This window comes from Calothrix sp. NIES-2098 (assembly GCF_963875125.1).
Taxonomy (GTDB): domain Bacteria; phylum Cyanobacteriota; class Cyanobacteriia; order Cyanobacteriales; family Nostocaceae; genus Aulosira.
The window spans coordinates 5,157,215-5,180,355 of the sequence record NZ_CAWNKJ010000001.1 but is presented as its reverse complement, the minus strand read 5'-3'; the positions used below and the strand labels follow the sequence as shown (position 1 = coordinate 5,180,355).

The window sequence follows — 23,141 nt, the reverse complement described above, 5'->3', positions numbered from 1 at the left end:
CGCTTATTTTCCTGTATCTGGTTAAGCTGGGGAGATATTTGTGAGGTAATTCACTAAATCAGCTTGGCTAGTGAAATCTAACAGCGCCTCAGCTAATTCTTCTAGTTGAGCGATAGATAAAGTGCGAATCTGCTCTTGTGTCTGGGATTCAATTGCACCTAAACGACGAGTCAACTGACGCAGAACCAGTTTTAGCGCTTCTTGTTTCTTTCCTCGTTCTTCTCCCTGTTGTAATCCCTTCTGCAAAATATCCTGGTAAATCACAGATTCTTGCATAATTTCCTCTCGAAAAAGCTGTGTAATCAAATTCTTCTCAAACCGCAAACCAGCTAGAACTTGGACGCAAGCTGATATGTTCTGGCGCTCGTCTGTTTCTTCAATCATATCCACAGCCGCCGCGACTTGTTGTAACAAATCTGGGGGTGAGTTGCTTTGCGCTAATGTCGCTAAAGGTAAAAGTGCGGGGTTCGCTAGTAAAGGTTTGGGATCTTCTTCCCAAAGGCGAATGACACGGTATTTATGTATGGTGTTGGTATCTACATATTGAGTTTGATAAGCAATTTCTGAAGATGTGAATTGCAGGAAAATTAGTACCTGCTGAATCTCACACCAGTATTGGCGTTTTAATCTGGTGTAGTAATCCAGCATCCGAAAGTCAAGGGGTGGTATGGATTTGGGTGAAGTTTGAAACTCTAAATGCAGGATTTGATTGGCGATTTGCAGAAAGGTAACAGAATCAGCGCGAATCGGTTCGAGAGTCAGTTCGGTTTTGAGAACCTGGATATCTGAAGTGTCAGATGCAAGTAGCCATCTGGCGAAATCGGCTGGGTAGGTTTCTGCGAGGTATTTGCAAGTATTATCGTAACTCAAGGGCTGACGCTTACTCAGTAAGTATAATTTTGCAATAAACCAATCGCCTAAACAATTCCACAGCGCGATCGCTTCAGTATATTTACTGTTTAATAAAGAAAATAACCTCATTAATGGACTTCCGAGCCTCATTAACGAGGAAAATAACCTCATTAATGGACTTCCGAGCCTCATTAAAGAGGAAAATAGCTTCATTAATGAACTTCTGAGCCTCATTAACGAGGAAAATAACCTCATTAATGAACTTCTGAGCCTCGTTAACGAGGAAAATAACCTCATTGATGAACTTCTGAGCCTCATTAACGAGGAAAATAACCTCATTAATGAACTTCCGAGCTTCATTAAAGAAGAAAATAACCTCATTAATGAACTTCCGAGCTTCATTCACGAGAAGTAGAGGCTTGTTGCCAATGCCCAATGACGCCACTTGCTTCAAGCCGGGAAACCCGTCCAACGCAGTGGCTCCCCAATGCCCTAAAAATATCTCATCATTGCTAAATATACAGGCTTAAGCGTGTAGTAAAATTTGCTCATCTGTGTGCAGTGGAACATGGCGTTAGACTTTTCTGGGCAAAATCTCCGAGGACGCAACTTCAAAGGACAAGACCTTGCGGGTGCAAACTTTAGCTATGCCGACATCCGAGGGGCAAATTTCACCAATGCTAATTTAACAGATGCAAACTTCAGCCATGCCAAAGCGGGACTGCAACGCCGTTGGGCAATTTTTTTAGTTCTGATTTCCTTGTTATTGTCAGGAGTGTCTGGATTTTTATGGGCTATCAACGGTGCATTGGTATCGTTAATATTTATCGGCTCCACAGGTAATCGTATTCCAGGCTGGACTGTTTTAATTTTATTGATTGTCTTTTTCTTTGTTACAATTCGCCAAGGCATAGGGGTTAGTTTAATCGCCGTCGCTTTCGCTGTTACTGGAGCCTTAGCTTTTGCTTTCCTCGTTTTTGAAGCCTTCCTCGGCGGAGCTGTTATCGGAGGCTTCACCTTCGCCGGAGCCTTCGCCGGAGCCTTTGCATTCGCCTTTGCCTTCGCCGTTGCTTTCGCCGTTATCGGAGGCTTCGCCTTCGCCGCCGCTTTCGCCGGAGTCATTACATTAGCCTTAGCCATTGCCTTCACCTTCGCTACTGCTGGAGTCGGAGCCTTAGGTGTTGCTTTCTCCTTTACTGTTACCGTTGTCGGTGCTGTACTTAGTATCTACATCGGTTGGCAAGCAATGAAAGGAGACGAAAAATATGCCTTGATTCGTAATATTGCTATTGCCTTTGCAGCCACAGGCGGTACAAGTTTTCGTAACGCTACTTTAACTAATGCTGATTTCACCAAAGCTACACTCAAAAGTACAGATTTCCGCAATACTATCCTGACTAATACCCGTTGGCATCAAGTCAAAATGCTTGACCGCGTTCGTCCTGGCTCAACTTACCTTAAGAAATCACAAGTCCGAGAATTGCTAATTACAGGACAGGGACAGGATAAAAACTTTGACCACCAAAACCTGCGAGGTATCAACTTACAATCGGCAAACTTAGCAGATGCTAGCTTTATCGGCGCTGACCTGAGTGAAGCTAATTTGCAAGATGCGGATTTATCCAGAGCCAAACTCAAGCAAACCCAACTAGAAGCAACCGATTTAACAGGTGCAACCCTCACAGGTTCATTCATTGAAGATTGGGGGATTAGTAGTGAAACTAAATTGTATGGTGTGAGGTGTGAGTATATCTTCATGCGCTTACCCACCAAAGAAAACCCCGACCCCCACCGCAAACCAGATAATAAACAAGAAGTATTCCAAGACGGTGACTTTGGCGACTTTATCAAGCCAATTTTTGACACCCTCGACCTTTACCACAATCAAAGCGTTGACCCCCGCGCCATTGCAATTGCATTCAAAAACCTGGCAGAAAATCACCCAGAAGCGGAGTTAGAAATTGTCGCAATGGAGAAACGCGGCGACGATAAATTATTACTCAGAGCCAAAACCGCACCAGGGAGTGATAAATCCCAACTGAGTGCAAAATATTTTGATGACTATAATCAACTCAAGGCTTTGCCCCAAAGTCTGCAATTATTGCTGATAGAAAAAGATAGTTACATTGATGATTTAAAAAATATGCTCACGACTGCACTTCAGCAGCCGAAATACTATATCCAAGGAGATAACAAAGTGTCTGATAACAGTAGTAGCATCAATATTGTAGGTGACAATAATAGCGGTATTGCTGGGGGTGGTTCTGTCGCCAACCTGGGAACGATTAGCGGTAATGTGAGTATTGCCCTCAATCAGTTACCCGATTCCCCGGAAGCAGAGAAACCCGGAATCAAAGAATTGTTGACGCAATTGCAAGCAGCAATTTCCCAGTCAACAGAGTTATCAGATGACGATAAAGCCGACGCGTTAGAACAGGTGCAAAGTTTAGCAGAAGCGGCGAAAAATCCCCAAGAAAATGCAACGAAGAAGACTGCAAAGACTGCAATCACCATGTTGAAAGGAATATTTACAGGCTTACCTGCTGTGGCTTCACTGGTGGAAGCTGGTAATAAATTATTGCCTGTAATTTCTAAGTTCTTCGGTTTGGGATGATGTTAACTTAATATGGTTCGGTGAAGGGGGAAAAGGAAAAAGGGTGAATTCAAATAAGTAAATGAACAAAATTATTTGCAGTCATTGCGAGCGTTCGCTGAAAGCGTTCCCGAAGGGTAGCGAAGCAATCCTAACCCCTGCGATTGCTACCCTGCGGGAAGCCACTTCGTGTCTACATTCCGCTTCGCTCCATTCGCAATGACGACAAATGAATTGCTGACTACAAGTTGAGAGATTTCATTAAATATTGCGTTAATGTAAACGCATCAACGCCTAATTCTGTACGCTCTTGGGCTGCTATAATTCCGGCTTGAGAATGCCACCAAGAAGCAGTTGCTACCATATCTTCAATCGCAATTTGTTTCTTAATTGCTTGCGCTAATAATCCGCCGAGTATTCCAGTTAAGACATCGCCACTACCACCACGGGCTAATGCTGGGGTACTTTTGGGATTGAGCCACACTGAACCTTGAGCATTTGCGATCGCAGTTCTGGCTCCTTTTAACAAAACAATTGCCCCACTTTGCATTGCAGCTTCCCGCACAGCTTTGACTCTATCTTCATTAGCACCGGGAATATCGGGAAATAACCGCTTAAATTCACCAGCGTGGGGTGTAAGTATCGTTGGTGCTTGGCGTTTTTTTAAGGTGGGGATGGTTCCCATCTGTGCCAAGATATTTAAACCATCAGCATCGAGCAGTAAAGGGCGATCGCTTTCAATTACCTGTTGGACAATCGGAGTGCTATCTGTTGTTAAACCAGGGCCGCAAGCGATCGCATCAAAGGAACTTAGATCGGTTTTTTCTGGTAATTGTAGTTTAGCTATGGCTCCTGTCTCTGTTTCTGGACAGCCAACCACCAATGCTTCTGGCAAATGCGACACCAAAATGGGTTTAAGATATTCTGGCACAGCAATTGAAAGCATCCCTACACCACTAGCGCGCGCACCTAAAGCCGTTAAAATTGCTCCACCAGCATAGCGATGAGAACCGCAGATCAACAGCAAATGTCCTTCTTTGTATTTGTGGGTGACTGGCGGACGGGGTAGCGGTAAATTTGAGATAGCTTTAGCTGTAGTGATGCGGGTAATCTTGGGTGCATCTGCGAGTACAGCTTGCACATCAGCTACAGGGATATCAAAATCGATTAGCTCTGCATTGCCAATATAATCTAAAGCCTGATCTTGCAAAAATCCTAGTTTCCACAAACCCAGGCAAAATGTATGAGTAGCGCGAATCGCCGTTCCTAAAACTTCGCCTGTATCAGTATGTAAGCCGGAAGGTAAATCAATACTAAAAATTGGCTGTTTCCATGAATTTAGTTGATTAATTGCAGAAGCGATCGCATCTGTCAGGTTTTTTTCTAAACCAAAACCAAATAAGCCATCAACTAAGACATCACAATCTGGTAAATGCTCAATATCTTCATAACAAGGTATCCCCAAACTCTGAGCATATTGCAAATGCTGGGCAGTTAATTCCTTGAGTTTAGTAAAAGGATTATAAATCCAAACTTTATATCCCTGAAAATGTAATTCCCGAGCTACTACTAAAGCATCACCGCCATTATGTCCCGGCCCGACTAAAACCCCCACACAAGATTTTTCTTGAGGAATCATCGCTTGAAGGCGACGGGCGATAAGCCCCGCCACCTTTTCCATTAAAGCAACTACAGGCATTCCTGCGGCAAATATTCTGTCTTCAATCTCCCGCATCTGCGCTGCGGTAACTACAAAGTGAGAAATTTCTTCTCTGTGCTGAAGCTGAGTCATGAGCCTAGAGTCCTGAGTGATGAATTATCAATTTTCAATCTGGTAAAATTCTTCTTGGAAATCACCAAAAAAGTTTGTTCAGACCTCGCTTTTCACCCAGCACTCAGAACTCTTTACTTGCCATAGTAAACTCTGGCGTTACCATATCCCAATTTGCGCACATAATCGTTCCATCGTTCAGCATCAGAACGCTGACCAAAAGCTCCTATAGCGACATGGGGGCCTAGTGGTTTTTGTCTTTCAACTACAATGTCATAGCGTCCAGAATTTTGGCGAATGCGACTGGCAATAGCCGACAAATCTTGGGATTTAGCTGGAATAATTACATAGTAATAACTAGATCTTTGCTGTCTAGGATTTCTATTGCTAGCAACGTAGTTTGAGCTAGAAGTATAGCCTACTTGCTGCCCGCTAGAAGCTCTGACAATTCGCGCCCCATAGATACCACTTAACTCTAGTTCTCGAACTCGTTGTTGGGCGTTAACTGGTTTACTAAAAGATCCTGACTGAATTACCGCACGACCATTGTAATTCCGGATATAAGCACTACTTTCCAATTGGCGTACGCGTTGCAACTGCTGGTAATCATTGCCATCAACGTAGACTATGTAACGTTCGGCGCTCCAGTTATAAGAATTAGCTTGTATTGTTTGGTAAGGTCTAAAGTTTTGTTTATATTGATTAACCCTCACTCTTGGGGGAGACTGAAAATCTTGATTATATGATTTCCAAACTGTTGTTTGTGTCTGCTGATTGTTAGGAATGGTTTGGAGAACTGGCGGTGGTGGTAAGCTGTTAACCACTGTTCGTTCTGCCAATAAAAAGCCACTCTTGGTAACTTGTGCTTGTGCTGGGGTAGAGTCGGGGAGCAACGCCAAGCATCCTCCCAGGAAAAAAGGGACAATTGGAAATGCGATCGGTAGATCTGGTATTGGTCTGGACATAGTAGTAACAGGAGTTCTCGACAATTTCCTTCTTGGAACTAATAGAGCTGTCTGTTGTAGCACCTATATAAGTGTTAACTTAGAATGAGTCCATCGGGCTGAGTGGCATTGCATAGGTCTTGCTAAAATCTTATATCTTAACTACTGACAGTTCAGATATTGATGCAATTTCATCACAGAAATTCATGCTGAAGTGCTTATCTAGCAAGGGTTTGAAGATATATATGCTACAATCGTGACGATTGGGCTGCACGCCATGAATTTTAATAGCTCAAAACCTGCGTTTGATGTTTAGCATTAGCTTCAGGAGAAGCCACTAGCCTAACAATAATTTTTAAGGATATGAAAAAAGTCGTCGTTGGTCTTTCCGGTGGCGTTGACAGTTCCACCGCCGCTGCCATACTACACAATCAGGGCTATGAAGTTGTTGGTTTGACCCTTTGGCTGATGAAAGGCAAAGGTCAGTGTTGCTCTGAAGGAATGATCGACGCGGCTAATATCTGCGAACAATTGGGAATTCCCCATCAAGTTGTTGATATTCGCGATGTCTTTCAAACAAATATTGTCGATTACTTAGTGACTGGTTATAGTGCTGGGATCACACCTTTACCTTGCTCGCAGTGTAACAAAACTGTGAAATTTGGGCCAATGGTGCAGTATGCGCGCGAACAATTGGGATGCGATCGCATTGCTACGGGTCATTATGCCAGAATTAGCTATGACGAAGCTACTGGACGCTATCAATTGTTAAGGGCGGTTGACCGTAATAAAGACCAGTCCTACTTCCTCTATGATTTGTCGCAGGATTTACTTGCAGCTTCCGTATTTCCCCTAGGCGAATTACAAAAAGCTGACACGCGGCGCATCGCTGCTGAATACGGACTCGCAACTGCCGATAAACCAGAAAGCCAAGACTTGTGCCTAGTGGAAAGTAACGGTTCGATGCGGGCATTTCTCGATAAGTATCTCGCCCCCAAAAAAGGCGATATTGTCGATACTTCGGGGAAAGTTTTAGGTCAACATGATGGTGTCCATCATTACACGATTGGACAGCGTAAAGGCTTGGGGATTGCTGCACCCGAACCATTGTATGTGATTGAATTAGATGCGGTGAATAATAAAGTGATAGTAGGCGATCGCACTAAGGCAACTCAACCAGAATGCACCGTCAATCGCGTAAATTGGGTTTCTATCGCTGAACCATCCACCCCAATTCATGCAGAAGTCCAAATTCGCTATCGTTCCCATCCCACACCAGTGACAGTAATTCCTCTGGAAAACTCCCGCGTGCGCTTGGTGTTTGATGAACCCCAGTTCAGCATCACCCCCGGACAAGCTGCGGTGTGGTACGAAGGGGATAAAGTCTTAGGTGGTGGAATTATCGAACAATTTAGTTAATAAACCTTAGAGACCCGACTTATTGAAGAAGTCGGGTATCTTGTTGTTCTGGTAGCTAGGTAAAGGAATCATCTTCAGGGTTGCGATTTTGTAAAATATCGAGAATGCGGCTATTTTCTGTTTGTAAACCCCGAATCTCTGATTGCATTTGCAACATATCTGTACGGATGTCTCTGATTTGTGTGAAGATCCTCTCCAATCTATGGTTAGTTGTTTCAAAATTACGCTGTATGGACTCAAAATTAAGTTGATGCTGCGTTACAGTTTCCAAAAGGGCGCTGACTGCTAGACGCATATTACGATTGATGCGATATTGATCTTCAGTCATAAATTTTGATTGCTGACACCAGAATAGAGATGATTTTATTGTAGGTAAAATTAACTCATGTTGAGACACAAACCAGAGTGTTAAGCATGATTTCCTATACTTTTAGATGGCTGATAGTTGGGATATTTTTCCTCAAACTCAATCTCAAGCGATCGCATTTCATTTTGAAGTTCTTTAGATTGGTCTTTATAAAGCATAGGTAGCCAATAAAGTGTTTTATGTACGCTCAATGGCGCAATATCAATATGTGCTTTGATAATGTTTAGTACGCGGCGATGACCTAAACCATATATAACTGCTTCAATCCACCATCTAACCGAACTTGCATCCCCGTAAACCAACCCTTTCTCCAGAATCACTTCTAAAAAAATTGGCTTGAGTTGCGATCGCTTTGCTAATTTGCATCCTTTCCAAGCATTTATGTTTAACACCCGCCAAACAAAGGTAAATTTATGCTCTTCATCAAGTTGATGAATCCACTTCAGTAACTCATTGTCCTGTTTTGCATCTGTTGGTTGTTGAGCATACTTTACAGGGTCAAACATATCAGAAATAAGTTGAGTTAATCTCGTTCTCAAACTCTTCTATAGCTTGCACGCTTCCTATTTGCCAAGCCCGTTCTACAGTAGCGGGAATTATCTGAGTTAAAGGGATATTAGGAAAGGTTGGACTACGATCAAATTGAATATAACGCCCATCTTGAAGCAGATAAATAGAGAGATTTTTGCCATTATAAATCCATAATTCTGGAACAGCGATCGCTTCGTAAGCATCAAGAGTTGTTTTCGAGGTGACATCTGTTTCAATTGCTAAATCGGGAGGCGGATCGTCAGGTTCTAGTCTGCGCTTACCAATCATTCTTTGATAATTCTCGATATAAAAGCAAGCATCTGGTTCTACTCCTGCTGAATTTTCTCGCTTAAATGTAGTTGAACCAAAAGGTTCATATCTTTTGCCTAACTTCTTAAGTAAAATTTTGACAATATCAGAAATTAAGTCTTTTGGCTTTTCGTGTTCGGGTAGAGGAACCATAATTTCTAAAGTAGAATTGCTGTAAGCAACTCGCAGCGATCGCTTTTGTCCTAGTTCTTGTAAGATGGACTCAAATTCTTCCCAACTCACATCGTCAATAGTCACAACACTACCAGGCGCTAGCCGCATCAGGCTAACAGGTTTAACCACAGGGGATACCGCAGTCATAATTCCTAGGCTGTAAGGTGCATTAGCTTCAGGGTAACTTATTCTTTATGCACCATTCTTCAAACTCTTTTTCTCTCTGTACCAGCATTTTGATAAGTTAGTACATAGTTTGAAACAATTACCTGAACGCAAAGAGGGGATTACGTTGAGTTACCATTCAGATGCTATTGCGCCGCACGGTGGACAATTGGTTAATCGCATCGCCACGCCGGAACAAAGAGAAGAGTTTCTCTCCAAAGCTGAGTTTTTGCCAAGAGTGCAACTTGACGAACGCGCCGTTTCTGATTTAGAGATGATTGCGATCGGCGGTTTTAGTCCACTCAAAGGTTTTATGAACCAAGAAGACTACGATCGCGTGGTGACAGAAATGCGCCTAGCTAACGGTCTGGTGTGGTCAATTCCCATTACACTGTCGGTAGCCGAAGAAGTAGCTTCCCCCCTCAAAGAAGGCGGCTTGATCCGTCTAGATAACCCTAAAGGCGAATATATAGGGGTTTTACAGCTAACGCAGAAATATCGCTACGATAAAACCCGCGAAGCAATTAATGTCTATCGCACTGATGATGCTAAACATCCTGGGGTAAAAGTACTCTATAACCAGGAGCCGATACATCTTGCAGGCGATATCTGGCTGTTGAAACGCGATCCCCATCCTTATTTCCCCGCCTACCAAATCGATCCTGCCGCATCTCGGCAAATGTTCAGAACCAAGGGCTGGAAAACAATCGTTGGTTTTCAAACTCGCAACCCCATCCATCGCGCCCATGAATATATTCAAAAGTGCGCTTTAGAAACTGTAGATGGTTTATTTTTGCACCCATTGGTAGGGGCAACTAAAGAAGATGACATCGCTGCTGATGTGCGGATGCGCTGCTATGAGATTTTGCTGGAACACTACTATCCTTTAGACAGAGTGATTTTGGCAATTAATCCGGCGGCAATGCGTTATGCTGGTCCACGGGAGGCAATTTTCCATGCTTTAGTCCGCAAGAACTACGGTTGCACTCATTTTATTGTGGGACGCGATCACGCTGGTGTAGGCGACTACTATGGCACTTATGATGCTCAATATATCTTTGATGAGTTTGAGCCAAGTGAATTGGGTATTGTGCCAATGAAGTTTGAACACGCATTTTACTGTACGCGCACCAAACAAATGGCGACAACTAAAACTAGCCCTAGTAGACCAGAGGAACGGGTTCATCTGTCGGGAACCAAAGTTCGGGAAATGCTGCGTCGGGGTGAATTACCTCCCCCAGAATTTTCTCGTCCTGAGGTAGCGGCGGAGTTGGCAAGGGCAATGAAAGTGCAAGTATTAGCTTAGAACACTCAAGAATTGTACCCACCTTAACTTTACACTACAGGCTTCAGCCCTTTAAGCTGTTATGCTGATGGGCTGAGGGCTGATAGCGAATTTATGAAGCGTCGGACTTTTTTACAACGAATTGGTTCAATACTCGCAGTTTTGGGCGTAACTGAGGCTGAGTGGTTGACTTTGGGAAATCGCTATTACCAAGCTTTAGCCCAACCTAATCCGCGTAAATTTGCTTTATTAATAGGTATTAATCAATACGGACAAAATTCTAACCTCAGCGGTTGCTTGACAGATGTAGAACTACAAAAAGAACTGTTGATATATCGCTTTGGTTTTTCAGCCGCCAATATCCTGACGTTAACAGAGGAACAAGCTAGCCGGGAATTTATCGAAGCGGCTTTTTCAGAACATCTGGGTAAGCAAGCTAGACCTGGAGATGTTGTAGTCTTTCACTTTAGCGGCTATGGTACGCGGATTAAATTAGGAACTGACACGGTACAAAATGCGCTAGTATCAGCAGATATACAAAATAATCAAAATGTCAATTATTTATTAGAAGAAACTCTACTGTTATTGTTGCGATCGCTCCCTACAGATCGTGTCACCGCAGTATTAGATACTAGTTACTATGCTCCGACAATTCAGCCACCAGGATTGCGAGTTCGTGCCCGTTCAGAATTAGTAGATACGGAGTTAGCGTCAGCAGAACTAGAATTTCTCAAACAACTGAAAACGCAAAATTTATCGAGTAAAGGAGAACTGACGCCACCGCTGTTATTAACAGCAACGCTAGATCCGAAGCAATCAGCTAGAGAAGTGCTGCTATCTGGTTTTAGCGCTGGGTTATTTACCTACGCTTTGACTCAATATTTATGGGAAGCTATCCCCGCAAAGACAATTCAAGTAAGTCTGTCTCAAGTAGAAAGTTCGATGCGGAAGCTGGGTAGCAAGCAGCAGCCAGCTTTATTAAGTAGTAAGAAAAATCCCTTATTAACAGATCGTTTTCTTCCCGATAGCCCAGTTGGCGGTGAGGGCGCAATAATAGCCACAGAAGAGGATGGGAAAACAGTTAGTCTGTGGTTAGCGGGATTACCACCACAAGTATTAGAATACTACGGCGTTAACTCCCGACTCAGCTTAGTTAGCGGCGAACAGTTAGTATTGCGATCGCGTACTGGGTTAACCGCAAAAGCACAGCTTTCCAGTTTTGATACTACTACTCGTTTACAGGTCGGGCAACTCGTCCAAGAAACAGTACGAGTTTTACCCCGCAATATCAATTTAATAGTCGGACTGGATACTGGATTAGAAAGAATTGAACGAGTAGACGCTACTAGTGCTTTTGCGACAGTTTCCCATGTTTCCACTGTAGTTGCAGGAGAACAACCAGCTGATTATCTGTTTAGCAAACTGTTGCAAACTCCGACTCGCTACGGTTTATTTTCGATTGGCGGCGATCCTATTCTCAACACTGCTGGGGAAGTAGGAGAAGCAGTTAAAGTTGCAGTTCAAAGGTTAGCGCCAAAATTACCTACTTTATTAGCGGCTAAGTTATGGCGTCTTACAGAAAATGAAGGTTCTTCCCGCTTGGCAATTAAAGCAACCCTAGAGATTGTTAACAGCATATCGCCTCGCGCGGTCATTCAACGAGAAACTATGCGGACTCTCGGTGCAGAAACTCAAACTAACAAGTCACTTAGCACTATTACTGTACCGATTGGTAGCCGGATGCAATACCGCTTGCAAAATCTGGGCGATCGCCCGGTATATTTCATCTTACTAGGATTAAAAAATAGCAGGAGTGCGATCGCATTTTATCCTTGGCAAACTCCGCCCCAAACCGATACTTCCCAAACCACACCCTTAGTTAAACAACTGGTCATCGCCCCAGGTGAAACATTTACCTTACCACAAAGCGCTGCCGCTTCTGAATGGGTGATTGCGGGGCCAGCTTATGAATGCGAACACCAACTGATTTTTAGCACTACTCCCTTTAATGAAACCCTCACCACCTTGGAAACCGCTAAGAACAGCACAACAGATCAGCAACCTATCGGCCCGTTATTAAACCCTTTAGAAGTTGCCCAAGCCATACTCCAAGATTTACATAACGCTAGTCCAATAAAAGCAGAGATTAACGCTACACCTGCTGACTCCTATGTGTTGGATGTGAATAATTGGGCAACTCTCAGCTTTAATTTTCAAGTAGCTTAAACACGGAATATAGTAACTTGGTTGTGTAGATTACTATAGATTCTGAGTTTACACTTAGCCAGATTTCATGAAGATCGAGAATCACATTGCGTTAGCAGTTTTACTCATTTTCCTAAATGCCACTAGTGCCATAGCTGCGCCCCAAGCAAGTCAAACACCAGTAGCCTACACACAAGCAACTTCCAGTCCGACGTTAACAGATCGGGAAAAATTAGAAATAGACGATCGGGTGCAAGAGGAAGTTGACCGTGCTTTTAATCACACTACAGCCTTACTCAATATTTTGCTAGTCGTACTGACCATGCTGCCCATTTTAGCGGCGGCTGGTGTTTGGTTATTGCGTCGCAGTGTAATTAGTGAAGTAGTCGCCGAAACCAAAAAACGCTTAGAAGAAGAAGTAGAAAAGCAACTGGAAAAAGAAGTAGCCGCAGAATTAAAAAATCAGACAGCAGCTTTTAAACAAGAATTAGAAGTATTAAAATCTGACTTTTTAAGTCAATTATCTCAATTGAATAATTTATATTTAGATGCACAAAGCCAAAAAGAGCAAATTTTGCAACAGCTATCTGGACTCACGCCTTCACCTTCCTTAACACAAGATTATCTTCATCCCGAAATTCAACAAAAAATTCAAGATTTGACCACCCAACTAGAAATTTTAAAATCAGAAAATCCTCGCTTATTTTTTACTGCTAATGATTACCTTAAACAAGGAGATGCTTTATTTTTTGAAGGTCGTTATGAAGATGCTTTAGGCTGCTATGAGAAAGTCACTCAAAGAGAACCTGATTCTTATATAGCATGGGTAAATAAAGGTTGGACGCTAAGAAAATTAGGACGTTATTCAGAAGCTTTACTATCTTACGAACAAGCAATTAGTATCCAATCAGATCACTATATAGCTTGGTTTGGCTGCGGTAATTGCTTAAGAAACTTACAAAAATATGCTGATGCAATTAGCAGTTACGAACAAACTTTAAAACTTCAGCCTGACTTTCACTGGGCTTGGTTTCATATAGCTCGTTGTTACACGCTACAAGGAGACACTGAGTTAGCAATTAAAAATCTCACCCAAGCAATTAAATTAAGAGGCGATCAACATCGAAAATTAGCAAAAACTAATTCGGATTTTGAAGCGATTCGCGCAGATGAGCGCTTTCAAAAATTGCTTGAGGGTTAAATTCGCATAGCCTACAACCCAATTATTCTCTGGGTCACAGGCAGTTTGCTCAAGTCGGGAAACCCGCCCACGCAACTGCCCTCCTCTGTGTCTCTGCGGTTCGTTTATTGAGAGCATCCCTAATTTTTGATTGAATGTTTAAACATAGAGGTTTCATCAAAGCTCTTCGTGTTTCAAAAAATGGGATACTCTTCTCACTCATCACCTAGTTATGAATAAGTCTACAAATATTTTTGCAATAACAACTTCAATTTTTCTTTTGTTGCTGTTGGTGCTTTATCCAACTGAGTCAAAATAGCATATTTCAACGCCGAATGTGCATCGCTAGGAGGCGGATTTTCACTCAAGCGGCGCACAGTTTCTTGAATTACCTTTTGTGCATTCACTGCATTGCGCTGTAAATTACCAATTACCATTTCTACTGTGACGCTATCGTGGTCTGGATGCCAACAATCGTAATCTGTAACTAATGCTAAAGTTGCATAGGCAATTTCTGCTTCTCTAGCTAACTTCGCCTCTGGTAAATTTGTCATCCCAATCACTGTTGCACCCCAACTGCGATAAAGATTCGATTCCGCTTTGGTGGAAAATGCTGGCCCTTCCATGCATACATAAGTGCCACCACGATGCAGAGTTACTTCTGGTAAATTTAAAGATGCGATCGCATCTGCTAAAACACCAGCCAAATTGTGACAAACCGGATCGCCAAAGGCAATATGAGCCACAATTCCTTCGCCAAAAAACGTTGAAATTCGATTTTTTGTTCTGTCAATAAATTGATCTGGAACCACCATATCCAGTGGTTTAGCTTCTGCTTTCAGCGAACCCACCGCACTAGCTGAAATTAAATACTGCACGCCCAATTGCTTCATTGCATAGATATTGGCGCGGAATGGCAATTCTGATGGCAATAGCGTGTGATTGCGACCGTGGCGAGCCAGAAATACTACTCGTGTCCTATCTAATGTACCCACAATTAAAGCATCGGAAGGCGAACCAAATGGCGTTTGTACCTGCACTTCTTCTAGATCTTTGAGTGCATCCATCTTGTATAGACCACTACCGCCAATAATCCCAATCTGCGCTTCTGCCATGATTCCTCGCTCCTTGCAAAGCTGCCAAGTTATTTTACCGGAATGTTTCGATTTTCAGTAGATAATCCGCAATCAATTGCAGGATAAATTCGTGGCGCAATCGGGAAATAGATTTAACAGTTACGATAATTTTTATGACTTAGCACTGAGCTTGACTAACTGGTCTAACTCTTGCTGCATCTGATTAACCACTAACTCATAACATTCATTAACATACTCGCGATCGCACGCTGCCTCTCTGCCATAATGTTCAAACTTAATCGGCGGACAAACCCGCGTGTGAATAGTTACAGGAAAAGGAATGTTAGGCAACGGGCCGAGCGATAATCCCCAAGGTAAGCCTAAATATATCGGAAATACTACAGGATCGATTCCAAATAACCAAGGCATCCCCCATTTGTGGAGTTGCTGTACAATTTCATAGCATTCAGTCAGCACAACCAGCGTATCGTGGGCACCAGAGGAAATTACAGGTACAATCGGTACTCGCTCTCGCAGCGCTAGCTTAATAAATCCTTGTCGTCCGGCAAAATAGATTTTGTTACGCAAACAATACGGTCTAAAGACATCTTCAGCGCCACCAGGATATACCAGTACGCTAGCTCCAGAGCGCAAAGCAGCATAAGCCATTTTGGGATGAGCAATGATTGCGCCCGCTTTGGCTACTAGTTGTGCTATTGGTGGGCTGACCTGCCAAACTGTGGGATGCATCAAACCGTAGACTGGCCTCTCCACACCAAAACGCCGAAACCAGTCATACATCATCATCACCATATCAGGAGCAGCTAGTCCACCATTGTGAGAACCAACAAATAAAACTTTCTCTTGGGGTGGGATATGCTCCCAACCACTAGTTTGAACTCGAAAATAGTGGTCATAGAACCACCCAACTAGTGGCAAGATCAATTCGATGAATCTTGGATCTCGCTCATCCAAAGACCAACCGAGTTTTTTCTGGAGGTGATGTTTTGTGTGTGACATCCAGGCATATTAACAGGATTTGTCAAGCACAGACAATTATTCCTGTTGAGATTCTAGGACAATTCTGAAGAAGACTGCCTTTTGACTCTTGACTCTTGACTCTTGACCAATCAAGATTTTTGAGCAGGTTATGATACGCTATCTGCGAGACTGAGCTAAGAGGTACTGAAGATGACTAAACTGCGGGTGGGGTTGCTATTTGGCGGTCGTTCTGGGGAACATGAAGTTTCGATTAGTTCAGCAAGGGCGATCGCAAAAGCGCTGAGTGCAGAGCAAAATGCTAATAAGTACGAAATATTGCCTGTTTACATCCAAAAAGACGGTTTCTGGCAAGCAGGCGAAGTTGCACAACAAGTTTTATCCTCTGGCGTTGCTATCCAAAATCAAGCTGCTACTCCTAACCTTTGGCAATTCCCACCACAAACACAAGAAGTAGATCTTTGGTTTCCCATTCTCCACGGCCCCAATGGTGAAGATGGCACAATTCAAGGGTTACTTAGCTTGATGCAAGTTCCGTTTGTTGGTTCTGGGGTTTTAGGTTCGGCAGTGGGGATGGATAAAATTGGCATGAAAGTCGCTTTTGCTCAAGCTGGATTACCCCAAGTTAAGTACAAAGCAGTCACGAGAGCGCAAATTTGGTCAAATCCTTGTGTATTTCCGAAATTGTGTGATGAAATTGAGTCGGAACTCGGCTACCCTTGCTTTGTTAAGCCTGCAAATTTAGGTTCATCGGTGGGAATTGCCAAAGTGCGATCGCGCCCAGAATTAGAAGCCGCATTAGATAATGCTGCTAGTTACGATCGGCGGATTATTGTGGAAGCGGGAGTTGTAGCCAGAGAAGTAGAGTGTGCTGTTTTAGGCAACGATCTACCCCAAGCCTCTGTTGTTGGTGAAATTACTTATAACAGCGATTTTTACGATTACGAAACAAAATATACTGAAGGGCGCGCAGATTTACATATACCTGCCGTTTTACCAGATGCGATCGCTAGTAAAATTAAAGACATGGCATTACAAGCTTTTGCCGCTGTTGACGCTGCTGGCTTGGCTAGAGTAGACTTTTTCTACGTGGAAGCAACAGGAGAAGTGTTGATCAATGAAATCAATACCTTACCTGGTTTCACTGCAACTAGTATGTATCCCCAACTATGGGCATACAGTGGAATACCCTTCCCTGAACTAGTAGATAAATTAATTCAACTAGCTATAGAAAGAGATTCTACTGTCGAAAGAAAGAGTTAAGCCGAGGAATAGCCTGTACTCAACCCTAAATTGTGCTAAAAGTACAGTTTTTGCTGCAAGTTATGAGATTTTGTAGCCTAAGTTGCACACAAAAATTACTTTATTGCAAAATTTGGCTACGGATACCTGATACTTGAATCCTCCAGTATGATCTTGGATCTAGAGGGGTACAAATCTGAAAGTAATCTATGGAAAATAGTCAGAGTGTACAGCACGAGGCAACCCAATCTACTGGGGTCACTCCAGAGCTGACAAACAGTAAATCGAGAGCGACTGCTAGCTCACAAGTTCTGATAAATCTGCTCGCACGCCATCCTTGGCTGTTGTTGATTGGGTTATCAGCAATATTTTTTGCAAGTGCTGTGCTTGCCTTATATAATCTGGGTTCTGTGGGAAATGTACAACAGCCAGAAGAATCAGACAAAAACCTAGATGTAGCAACGACAACAGTAGTTGAAGTACCAATCAATACACCCTCTGAGAATAGCAATCCTACACCTTTATGGATGATTGCCGCGATCGCTCTCAGCTGTGCTAGTGGTTGTGTAGTGATTTTGCGAATCCTCAACCGTCCAGCAAAGGCACAAAAAAGCCAGAAACATCTAAAACGCTATCCAACACGCTCAGTACAAAGCCAACCGTCTAGAGTAGAACCACAAACTCCCAAAAATCCCCAAGTCTTTGTACCACCGCCATCATTAACTCCCCTTGTCTCCATGCAATCTCGAACAAAACCGCTGATGACAGTTCTACCACCAGAACACAGCTATCGTATGGAGAAAAGCAAAGAGTCTTTGGCAGATTTGATGGATCTTCGTAAACAGAGTTCTTTATCTGCTCTTTTACGCAAATATTAATCTCATTGCAAAGTAAAACTCTGTCAAATTAAGTTTTTTATCAATAAGGGTATGGTAATTCCATACCCTTATTTGTGTTTAATCTCATGTTCTCTGAAAATGCATTGGTATTAAATATTAATAGTACTTGAAATCATTTGCATTTCTTCAAGGGGTCTTGCAGTATTTGTAGTATTTGTAGGGTGGGTATTGCCCATCACGACTTAGCTACTAGGTATTATTTCTTTAACCATCTATCGCATTTTTTTCAAATTGGTATGATTTTTATTTTTTTAAGGTAACGTGCATATTTATAAGATTAGAAAAGTCAAATACGAACAATTCAACAAATTTAAAAATGCCAACTTGGCAACCAACTGCTAATTAATATAGTTAAAGTGTAGAAGATAAACGACTTCAAGGGTGTATTGTGTGTTATCAGGGTCTACCAAGCCATTGAATTACTATATTAAAAGTTTGTATTATAATTTTTAGGCATTAAAGTATTACAAAATAGCTGATACTTCAGCTTAATCCAAGTTTTTTTAGAGAAATTATAGCAATTGAAATAATATTTGCAACACATAAACTATTCCTCAGTATTTGTAATATTTGTGGCAGCTAGGTTGTAGTGGGTATTGCACACCCTACTGCCGAATTCTTTTTTTAATTGATATTATATACACGGGCAAGAAATTTTTTATTTTAATTAATTCAGTTAGCTATTTAATTTGATCGGGAACGAATTTATGAATTTATCTATATTTATCTAGAAAACCCTGCATTGCAGTTATACCAGAACGGCGGAAGCTTTTCTTACTTACGTAGGAAGCTAGCAAACTTTGAGTTTGCTATTTTTTTAATATATGAAGAAAAGACAAACTCAACCTTGATTAATTCAAATTCTAAAAAATATTTATTATTTATAAAATTACAGTTTGATTGTTGGGAGAATGTACTAATTTTCAACTTGCCCCTTTACTGTTGCCAATTAAGCAGCTCTACAATGATGTCACCCTTCTCCGAAGAGTACTATATACTATCTATTAGGCATTTAGTAGATAGTTGAGTTCTGCCGCTAACCATTCTTTAAACATTTTATTCAAAATTTCTTTATGTCTGGCTGGTGTCAATTCAGCCGGGATAAACTCTTCAACCATTAAAATGTAACTTGCTTGGTCTATTATGAGTGGGCCGAGTAAATCTCCGGGTCTAGCACTAAAGACAACTGCTGCTATATCTGGTTTTAAACTCCAGCGATAAAATTTCCCTTCATAACCACAGGTGATGCGGCGTTTCTCATCAATGTCATAAATGTGAGCAGCCTCATAAAAGCTGAGTTCACCTTCTTCAATTTGGTAGCAGATTTCTTGAGCTAACTGTACATACGGTACAACTATCTGATAAAGAACAACTTGATCGTAATCAAGCTGATTCTCAGAAAAGTATTTTTCTACATCTTTATCAAATAAAGTCTCGGAAAGCTTTTTACTTAACAACTTATCCCGAATTCCTGCTTCCCAGTCATCGGAAACAATTAACTGATCTGCTAGCCATGCTAAAGTATCACTTGCTTTGACTAACCGATTTTCATAACGTAGCCGATCTGCTTCTGCTTGAATTTCTTCTGGAGTGAGTGTTATACCTCTCTCTTCAGCAGCTTTATCAATAATTTTCTGAGATAAAAGATGATTACACAATTCTTTTAATTGCATCGTCTTTTTTAGATATGTAATAATCTCTTCGGGGAAAATAATATGGCCTTTGAAGTCGATCATTTGTGTCGTAGTTGTCATCTTTTTCCTAAAATTTGCAGAATGTTTTGGAAAGTTAATATTTATTAAGCTAAATTAATAAAAAGCAGGAATTTAGCTTCCTACTAACTCAGTTAAATGCTAAGGATTCAAGAATTGTATTTTGGATATTTTTATCATTTATCCAAACATCTGAATAAGTTGCTATCTTTACTGCATAGATTGCATAAAATTTGCCTGAATAAGCAAATTTTTCTTGGTTGAATAGCAACAATATTTGGCTGATCTAAATTAATCCAATTGTGGAAAAGAATTCAATATCCAAGAGTAAGAACTCAAAATTTACCTGAGTACGTTACATTTCGATATCTAGAAAATTTCAGTCAGCAATCATTGTGGTGTTTCATCTCTAACATTCCGCTTACTCAACGCTAATCCAATTTATATTTATAGATTAAAAAATTATTTGCAAAAAATGTGGTCATTTTGGCGGAAAAGTATTTTTTATTTTTTGGTATAAAGTTATGCTATTGTATTTACGGTCAAATCTCAGCAGATGTATGAAGCTAAAATTTAATTGTATAAATTTTTTCTAAAATCTTTAACTTTTCATATCTTTAACTATCTGATACTAAGTTGCAGTCTAGTGTAGTATCTTGGGATTTCGCTGCTAAAGTCTTGAATGTGAATTCAAAAAATCGAGGATATGCGATCGACTACACGCTAAAGAATGCGCGAGTTTATTGGCTCATACAAATTTTAGAGTAAAAATCTTTACCATCAGACAGTTCTAGAAATTTCAAACAATACTACTTAGGCCAATTTGGTCGCAGAATTGGTTTGAATCGCTGTAGAAAAATTGGGAGCGATCGATCGCTCCCATGTTGTTATATTTACCACTCTTAACAGAATAGATGAGAAATTATCCCAGCTTTTGGCGGAATCTAGCTGTCAAAAACTATTGGAAATTTATACTTAGTTATATGAATTATCAATTGATAGAGTGTAAGAATATTCTTTTAGCAATACCAAATGCCTCTTGACGCATTAACACATTAGAGCCACCATTGAGACTGGCCTGTTTTTTGTCAGAAGTTTCCATATAATCCAGGTCATTAATTTTACTTAAAACCTGAGATGAAGCTCTTTTAGTGGAGCTATTCATAGAATTAATGGAAGACTGGAAGCTGGCTGAGAGGTTTCTATTAGTAGCTGTAGATACTAGCGTAGTTTGTTGAGCTTGATTATTTTCTTTAATTAAACGGCTGTAAGTTCGCTGGGGAATAAAGTGGAGTGGATTATAACCAACGAACCGCAATATCAGCACGCAAGCCCAGGAATATCTACCTTCAGTAATAGCTTCAATCACCTGATTTAATTGTTCAGGACTAATAGCTTTATGATAGTTTTTCTGAGCAGAAGAAATTTGGTAGTTCATACAATTAACCCCAATGTGACTTGCCTAACTAGAGGTTTATAAATTGATCCCGCCTTCTTGTAGTTGCCTAATTGGTTCAAGTAGGATATCTGCAATGCGACGACGACGGATGACAATTTCAGCATGGCCTGTTTGACCAGCTTTAAATTTGACGATTTGATGATGCGTCTGTACGTAGTTACGATCTAGCGAAATCCCGACTCGATAGACTGCACCAAGTTGCGGATCGGGTTTACTATCGGAGGAAATAGAGATAACTTTGCCAGTAATGACACCGTAATCTTGATAGGGGTAAGCGTCAAATTTGACTTTTGCTGTATTTCCTATCTTGATAAAGCCTGCTTCTCTTGTAGGTAAAACAGTCTCAAGAATTAGTGGCGCATTCTGAGGAGCCAATTCGGCTATTGTTTGTCCTGGTTGAACTACTTCCCCGCTGTTATTGATATTGAGGGCTAAGACCATTCCATCAATGGGAGCAGTTAAAGAAAGCTGTCTTAACTGAGCTTTAGCTTGCTGCAAGAGTTTATCTGTCTGTTGAATTTTGGCAGTTAATTGAGTTTTTTCTACTTGCAGTTTTTGAATCGCTTGCTCTGCTTGTAACAGAGCTGTGTTGCCTTCAGCTTGCTTTTGGGCTAATTGTACTTGCAGTTGCTGGGCTTCTGCTAGAACTCGCCGTAAGTCTGCTTGTAATCGTTTGGAATCTGTAACGGCTTGTTGAATTTCGCCAGTTTGTTGGGTAATAGTACGTTGACGATCGCCTAAATTTTGCTGTGCTTGAAATACTTGGTCTTTGGAGATAGCACCTTGTTCTACTAAAGATTTTAGCCTTTCCAATCTTTCCTTTTGGGCAGCAGCATCAAAATTTAATTGCTCCAACAGTGCTTGGCTGGTATTAGCTCTTCCTTGGCCTTGAGCGATCGCTACTTCTTGGCTCTGAATTTTGGCATTAACTTGGCTAATAATCGCTTCTTGTCCCTTGATTTCGGCGTTAGCAATAGCTACACGAGTTTTGGCCTCTAACTGGGTTTTTTCAATTAAGGCTTCGGTTTGAATTAATTGAGTTTTATAAGCTGTACGCTCTTGTGATAAACGCTCAACTTCATTCAGCGCTATTTCCTTATCCAGTTGTGCTATTACTTGTCCAGCTTTTACTGTCTCTCCTTCTTTAATATCAATACGGGCTATCTTGCCAGAGACAAGTGTATGAATTTTATAGGGATCTCCTTGCGGAACCAACTTACCTGAGGCTTTACCCACTTCATCAATCTGTCCGATTGTTGCCCAAGTGGCTACAGCCATACCAAAGATGGCTCCACCTAGAACCATTTGGTAAGGAAGCGCTGAGGGTGGATCGTCCAGTATTGTTTGCAGCGATCCCGACCAGTTGGCGGAGGGTTGAGTCAAAGATGTATGGGGATTGACAGTTTCTGCCTTAATACCATTATCTAAATTAGCTGGCTGGCTCGGAGTCTCTCGTATAGAAGCAGCTGTACCTCCATAGAGCGAAACTGCTTCTGAAGATGAATCTAGGAGTACATCTTCTTCATCAAGTTCATCAATTACCAAATGCGGTTTCGTTTTTGGCAGCACGACTGATGAATAGATATCTTGCTTAAGCTGAGATTTAAAAAGTATTTTCATGGAAGCTATCTAATATTAGAAACTTCGCTTTTGTATTTCTAGCTACTAGCGAAATAACTGGACTGAATTTCAGATACCCGTCCTCCAGAAACTACAAATTAAATGTAAAGCAGCTTATCAGATGTCATTTGCTATTTCACACTTAAACTTGATTGCTGAAGAAGACCGGATTATTGAATTTTGGCGGTGATTGCTAACTGCTATATCTATGCTCATTCGCAATGATTCATGAAAAGTCTGCGGTACTTTTTGCTTCATTATGAATGTCTATATCTATATGATACGCTGTTTTTGTCACCACTTCAGCCAATTTGGCTAGTTTTTTTAACAAAAGAGGCA

19 protein-coding genes are annotated in these 23,141 nt (G+C 41.4%); 7 read left to right on the top strand and 12 right to left on the bottom strand.

Going from position 1 to position 23,141, the window contains the following annotated elements; genetic code table 11:
- Window positions 1-21 precede the first annotated feature (21 nt).
- The gene (locus AACU33_RS21775; RefSeq protein WP_096595342.1) at window positions 22-870 is read right to left on the bottom strand and encodes a DUF4351 domain-containing protein; all 849 of its coding nucleotides are present in this window, start codon (window positions 868-870) and stop codon (window positions 22-24) included.
- A gap of 82 nt (window positions 871-952) precedes the next feature.
- A complete protein-coding gene (locus AACU33_RS21770) occupies window positions 953-1,324 on the bottom strand; it encodes a hypothetical protein (protein ID WP_339376200.1) in 372 nt (123 codons plus the stop codon).
- Window positions 1,325-1,420: 96 nt separating this feature from the next.
- Between AACU33_RS21770 and AACU33_RS21765 the strand changes: the two genes are divergently transcribed.
- Window positions 1,421-3,466 (top strand): pentapeptide repeat-containing protein, encoded by a 2,046-nt coding sequence (locus AACU33_RS21765; RefSeq protein WP_096590624.1) that lies wholly within the window; start codon window positions 1,421-1,423, stop codon window positions 3,464-3,466.
- Between the two features lie 220 nt (window positions 3,467-3,686).
- Here the strand turns inward: AACU33_RS21765 and AACU33_RS21760 are convergent, their stop codons facing one another.
- Window positions 3,687-5,237: an NAD(P)H-hydrate dehydratase gene (locus AACU33_RS21760; protein ID WP_096590623.1), complete on the bottom strand. Its 1,551-nt coding sequence runs from the start codon at window positions 5,235-5,237 to the stop codon at window positions 3,687-3,689.
- Window positions 5,238-5,350: 113 nt separating this feature from the next.
- Complete coding sequence (locus AACU33_RS21755; protein ID WP_096590622.1) at window positions 5,351-6,181, bottom strand: hypothetical protein; 831 nt, start codon at window positions 6,179-6,181, stop codon at window positions 5,351-5,353.
- A 342-nt stretch (window positions 6,182-6,523) separates the two neighbouring features.
- On the opposite strand from AACU33_RS21755, the gene mnmA reads away from it, so the two are divergent.
- The gene (mnmA, locus tag AACU33_RS21750; protein ID WP_096590621.1) at window positions 6,524-7,579 is read left to right on the top strand and encodes a tRNA 2-thiouridine(34) synthase MnmA; all 1,056 of its coding nucleotides are present in this window, start codon (window positions 6,524-6,526) and stop codon (window positions 7,577-7,579) included.
- Window positions 7,580-7,634: 55 nt separating this feature from the next.
- Here mnmA and AACU33_RS21745 read toward each other — a convergent pair whose 3' ends face one another.
- The 3 genes from AACU33_RS21745 to AACU33_RS21735 form a co-directional block, all read right to left on the bottom strand.
- Window positions 7,635-7,907: a hypothetical protein gene (locus AACU33_RS21745; protein ID WP_096590620.1), complete on the bottom strand. Its 273-nt coding sequence runs from the start codon at window positions 7,905-7,907 to the stop codon at window positions 7,635-7,637.
- An 80-nt stretch (window positions 7,908-7,987) separates the two neighbouring features.
- Window positions 7,988-8,452, bottom strand: a complete 465-nt coding sequence (locus AACU33_RS21740) for a hypothetical protein (RefSeq protein ID WP_096590619.1) — start codon at window positions 8,450-8,452, stop codon at window positions 7,988-7,990.
- Window position 8,453: 1 nt separating this feature from the next.
- Window positions 8,454-9,107: a Uma2 family endonuclease gene (locus AACU33_RS21735; protein WP_096590618.1), complete on the bottom strand. Its 654-nt coding sequence runs from the start codon at window positions 9,105-9,107 to the stop codon at window positions 8,454-8,456.
- 145 nt (window positions 9,108-9,252) lie between these two features.
- Between AACU33_RS21735 and sat the strand changes: the two genes are divergently transcribed.
- The 3 genes from sat to AACU33_RS21720 all read left to right on the top strand — a co-directional run bounded on the left by sat (window position 9,253) and on the right by AACU33_RS21720 (window position 13,816).
- Window positions 9,253-10,431 carry a sulfate adenylyltransferase gene (sat, locus tag AACU33_RS21730; protein WP_096595340.1) on the top strand — a complete coding sequence of 393 codons (1,179 nt, stop codon included), beginning with the start codon at window positions 9,253-9,255 and terminating at the stop codon, window positions 10,429-10,431.
- A gap of 93 nt (window positions 10,432-10,524) precedes the next feature.
- Complete coding sequence (locus AACU33_RS21725; RefSeq protein ID WP_096590617.1) at window positions 10,525-12,636, top strand: caspase family protein; 2,112 nt, start codon at window positions 10,525-10,527, stop codon at window positions 12,634-12,636.
- A gap of 67 nt (window positions 12,637-12,703) precedes the next feature.
- Window positions 12,704-13,816, top strand: coding sequence for a tetratricopeptide repeat protein (locus AACU33_RS21720; RefSeq protein WP_096590616.1), 1,113 nt, complete (start codon window positions 12,704-12,706; stop codon window positions 13,814-13,816).
- Window positions 13,817-14,037: 221 nt separating this feature from the next.
- Here AACU33_RS21720 and AACU33_RS21715 read toward each other — a convergent pair whose 3' ends face one another.
- Both AACU33_RS21715 and AACU33_RS21710 read right to left on the bottom strand, forming a co-directional pair.
- On the bottom strand, window positions 14,038-14,910 hold the full coding sequence (locus AACU33_RS21715) for an S-methyl-5'-thioadenosine phosphorylase (RefSeq protein ID WP_096590615.1): 873 nt from the start codon (window positions 14,908-14,910) through the stop codon (window positions 14,038-14,040).
- A gap of 132 nt (window positions 14,911-15,042) precedes the next feature.
- Window positions 15,043-15,891 carry a lysophospholipid acyltransferase family protein gene (locus AACU33_RS21710; RefSeq protein WP_096590614.1) on the bottom strand — a complete coding sequence of 283 codons (849 nt, stop codon included), beginning with the start codon at window positions 15,889-15,891 and terminating at the stop codon, window positions 15,043-15,045.
- 171 nt (window positions 15,892-16,062) lie between these two features.
- Here AACU33_RS21710 and AACU33_RS21705 point away from each other — a divergent pair, with 171 nt between their 5' ends.
- Both AACU33_RS21705 and AACU33_RS21700 read left to right on the top strand, forming a co-directional pair.
- Window positions 16,063-17,133, top strand: coding sequence for a D-alanine--D-alanine ligase family protein (locus AACU33_RS21705; RefSeq protein ID WP_096590613.1), 1,071 nt, complete (start codon window positions 16,063-16,065; stop codon window positions 17,131-17,133).
- Between the two features lie 188 nt (window positions 17,134-17,321).
- On the top strand, window positions 17,322-17,990 hold the full coding sequence (locus AACU33_RS21700; protein ID WP_096590612.1) for a hypothetical protein: 669 nt from the start codon (window positions 17,322-17,324) through the stop codon (window positions 17,988-17,990).
- 1,025 nt (window positions 17,991-19,015) lie between these two features.
- Here the strand turns inward: AACU33_RS21700 and AACU33_RS21695 are convergent.
- The 3 genes from AACU33_RS21695 to AACU33_RS21685 form a co-directional block, all read right to left on the bottom strand.
- Window positions 19,016-19,747, bottom strand: coding sequence for a peptidylprolyl isomerase (locus tag AACU33_RS21695; protein ID WP_096595339.1), 732 nt, complete (start codon window positions 19,745-19,747; stop codon window positions 19,016-19,018).
- A gap of 967 nt (window positions 19,748-20,714) precedes the next feature.
- Window positions 20,715-21,161 carry a HetP family heterocyst commitment protein gene (locus AACU33_RS21690; protein ID WP_339376199.1) on the bottom strand — a complete coding sequence of 149 codons (447 nt, stop codon included), beginning with the start codon at window positions 21,159-21,161 and terminating at the stop codon, window positions 20,715-20,717.
- Between the two features lie 36 nt (window positions 21,162-21,197).
- A complete protein-coding gene (locus AACU33_RS21685) occupies window positions 21,198-22,802 on the bottom strand; it encodes an HlyD family efflux transporter periplasmic adaptor subunit (protein ID WP_096590611.1) in 1,605 nt (534 codons plus the stop codon).
- Window positions 22,803-23,141: the final 339 nt, after the last annotated feature.

Bases quoted from the DNA above. Each gene is read 5' to 3' on its own strand.
- AACU33_RS21720 (WP_096590616.1), top strand. From the start codon at position 12,704: ATGAAGATCGAGAATCACATTGCGTTAGCAGTTTTACTCATTTTCCTA.
- AACU33_RS21715 (WP_096590615.1), bottom strand. From the start codon at position 14,910: ATGGCAGAAGCGCAGATTGGGATTATTGGCGGTAGTGGTCTATACAAG.
- AACU33_RS21760 (WP_096590623.1), bottom strand. From the start codon at position 5,237: ATGACTCAGCTTCAGCACAGAGAAGAAATTTCTCACTTTGTAGTTACC.
- AACU33_RS21740 (WP_096590619.1), bottom strand. From the start codon at position 8,452: ATGTTTGACCCTGTAAAGTATGCTCAACAACCAACAGATGCAAAACAG.
- AACU33_RS21755 (WP_096590622.1), bottom strand. From the start codon at position 6,181: ATGTCCAGACCAATACCAGATCTACCGATCGCATTTCCAATTGTCCCT.
- AACU33_RS21765 (WP_096590624.1), top strand. From the start codon at position 1,421: ATGGCGTTAGACTTTTCTGGGCAAAATCTCCGAGGACGCAACTTCAAA.
- AACU33_RS21725 (WP_096590617.1), top strand. From the start codon at position 10,525: ATGAAGCGTCGGACTTTTTTACAACGAATTGGTTCAATACTCGCAGTT.
- mnmA (WP_096590621.1), top strand. From the start codon at position 6,524: ATGAAAAAAGTCGTCGTTGGTCTTTCCGGTGGCGTTGACAGTTCCACC.
- AACU33_RS21705 (WP_096590613.1), top strand. From the start codon at position 16,063: ATGACTAAACTGCGGGTGGGGTTGCTATTTGGCGGTCGTTCTGGGGAA.
- AACU33_RS21745 (WP_096590620.1), bottom strand. From the start codon at position 7,907: ATGACTGAAGATCAATATCGCATCAATCGTAATATGCGTCTAGCAGTC.
- AACU33_RS21700 (WP_096590612.1), top strand. From the start codon at position 17,322: ATGGAAAATAGTCAGAGTGTACAGCACGAGGCAACCCAATCTACTGGG.
- AACU33_RS21695 (WP_096595339.1), bottom strand. From the start codon at position 19,747: ATGATCGACTTCAAAGGCCATATTATTTTCCCCGAAGAGATTATTACA.
- AACU33_RS21735 (WP_096590618.1), bottom strand. From the start codon at position 9,107: ATGACTGCGGTATCCCCTGTGGTTAAACCTGTTAGCCTGATGCGGCTA.
- AACU33_RS21690 (WP_339376199.1), bottom strand. From the start codon at position 21,161: ATGAACTACCAAATTTCTTCTGCTCAGAAAAACTATCATAAAGCTATT.
- AACU33_RS21685 (WP_096590611.1), bottom strand. From the start codon at position 22,802: ATGAAAATACTTTTTAAATCTCAGCTTAAGCAAGATATCTATTCATCA.
- AACU33_RS21710 (WP_096590614.1), bottom strand. From the start codon at position 15,891: ATGTCACACACAAAACATCACCTCCAGAAAAAACTCGGTTGGTCTTTG.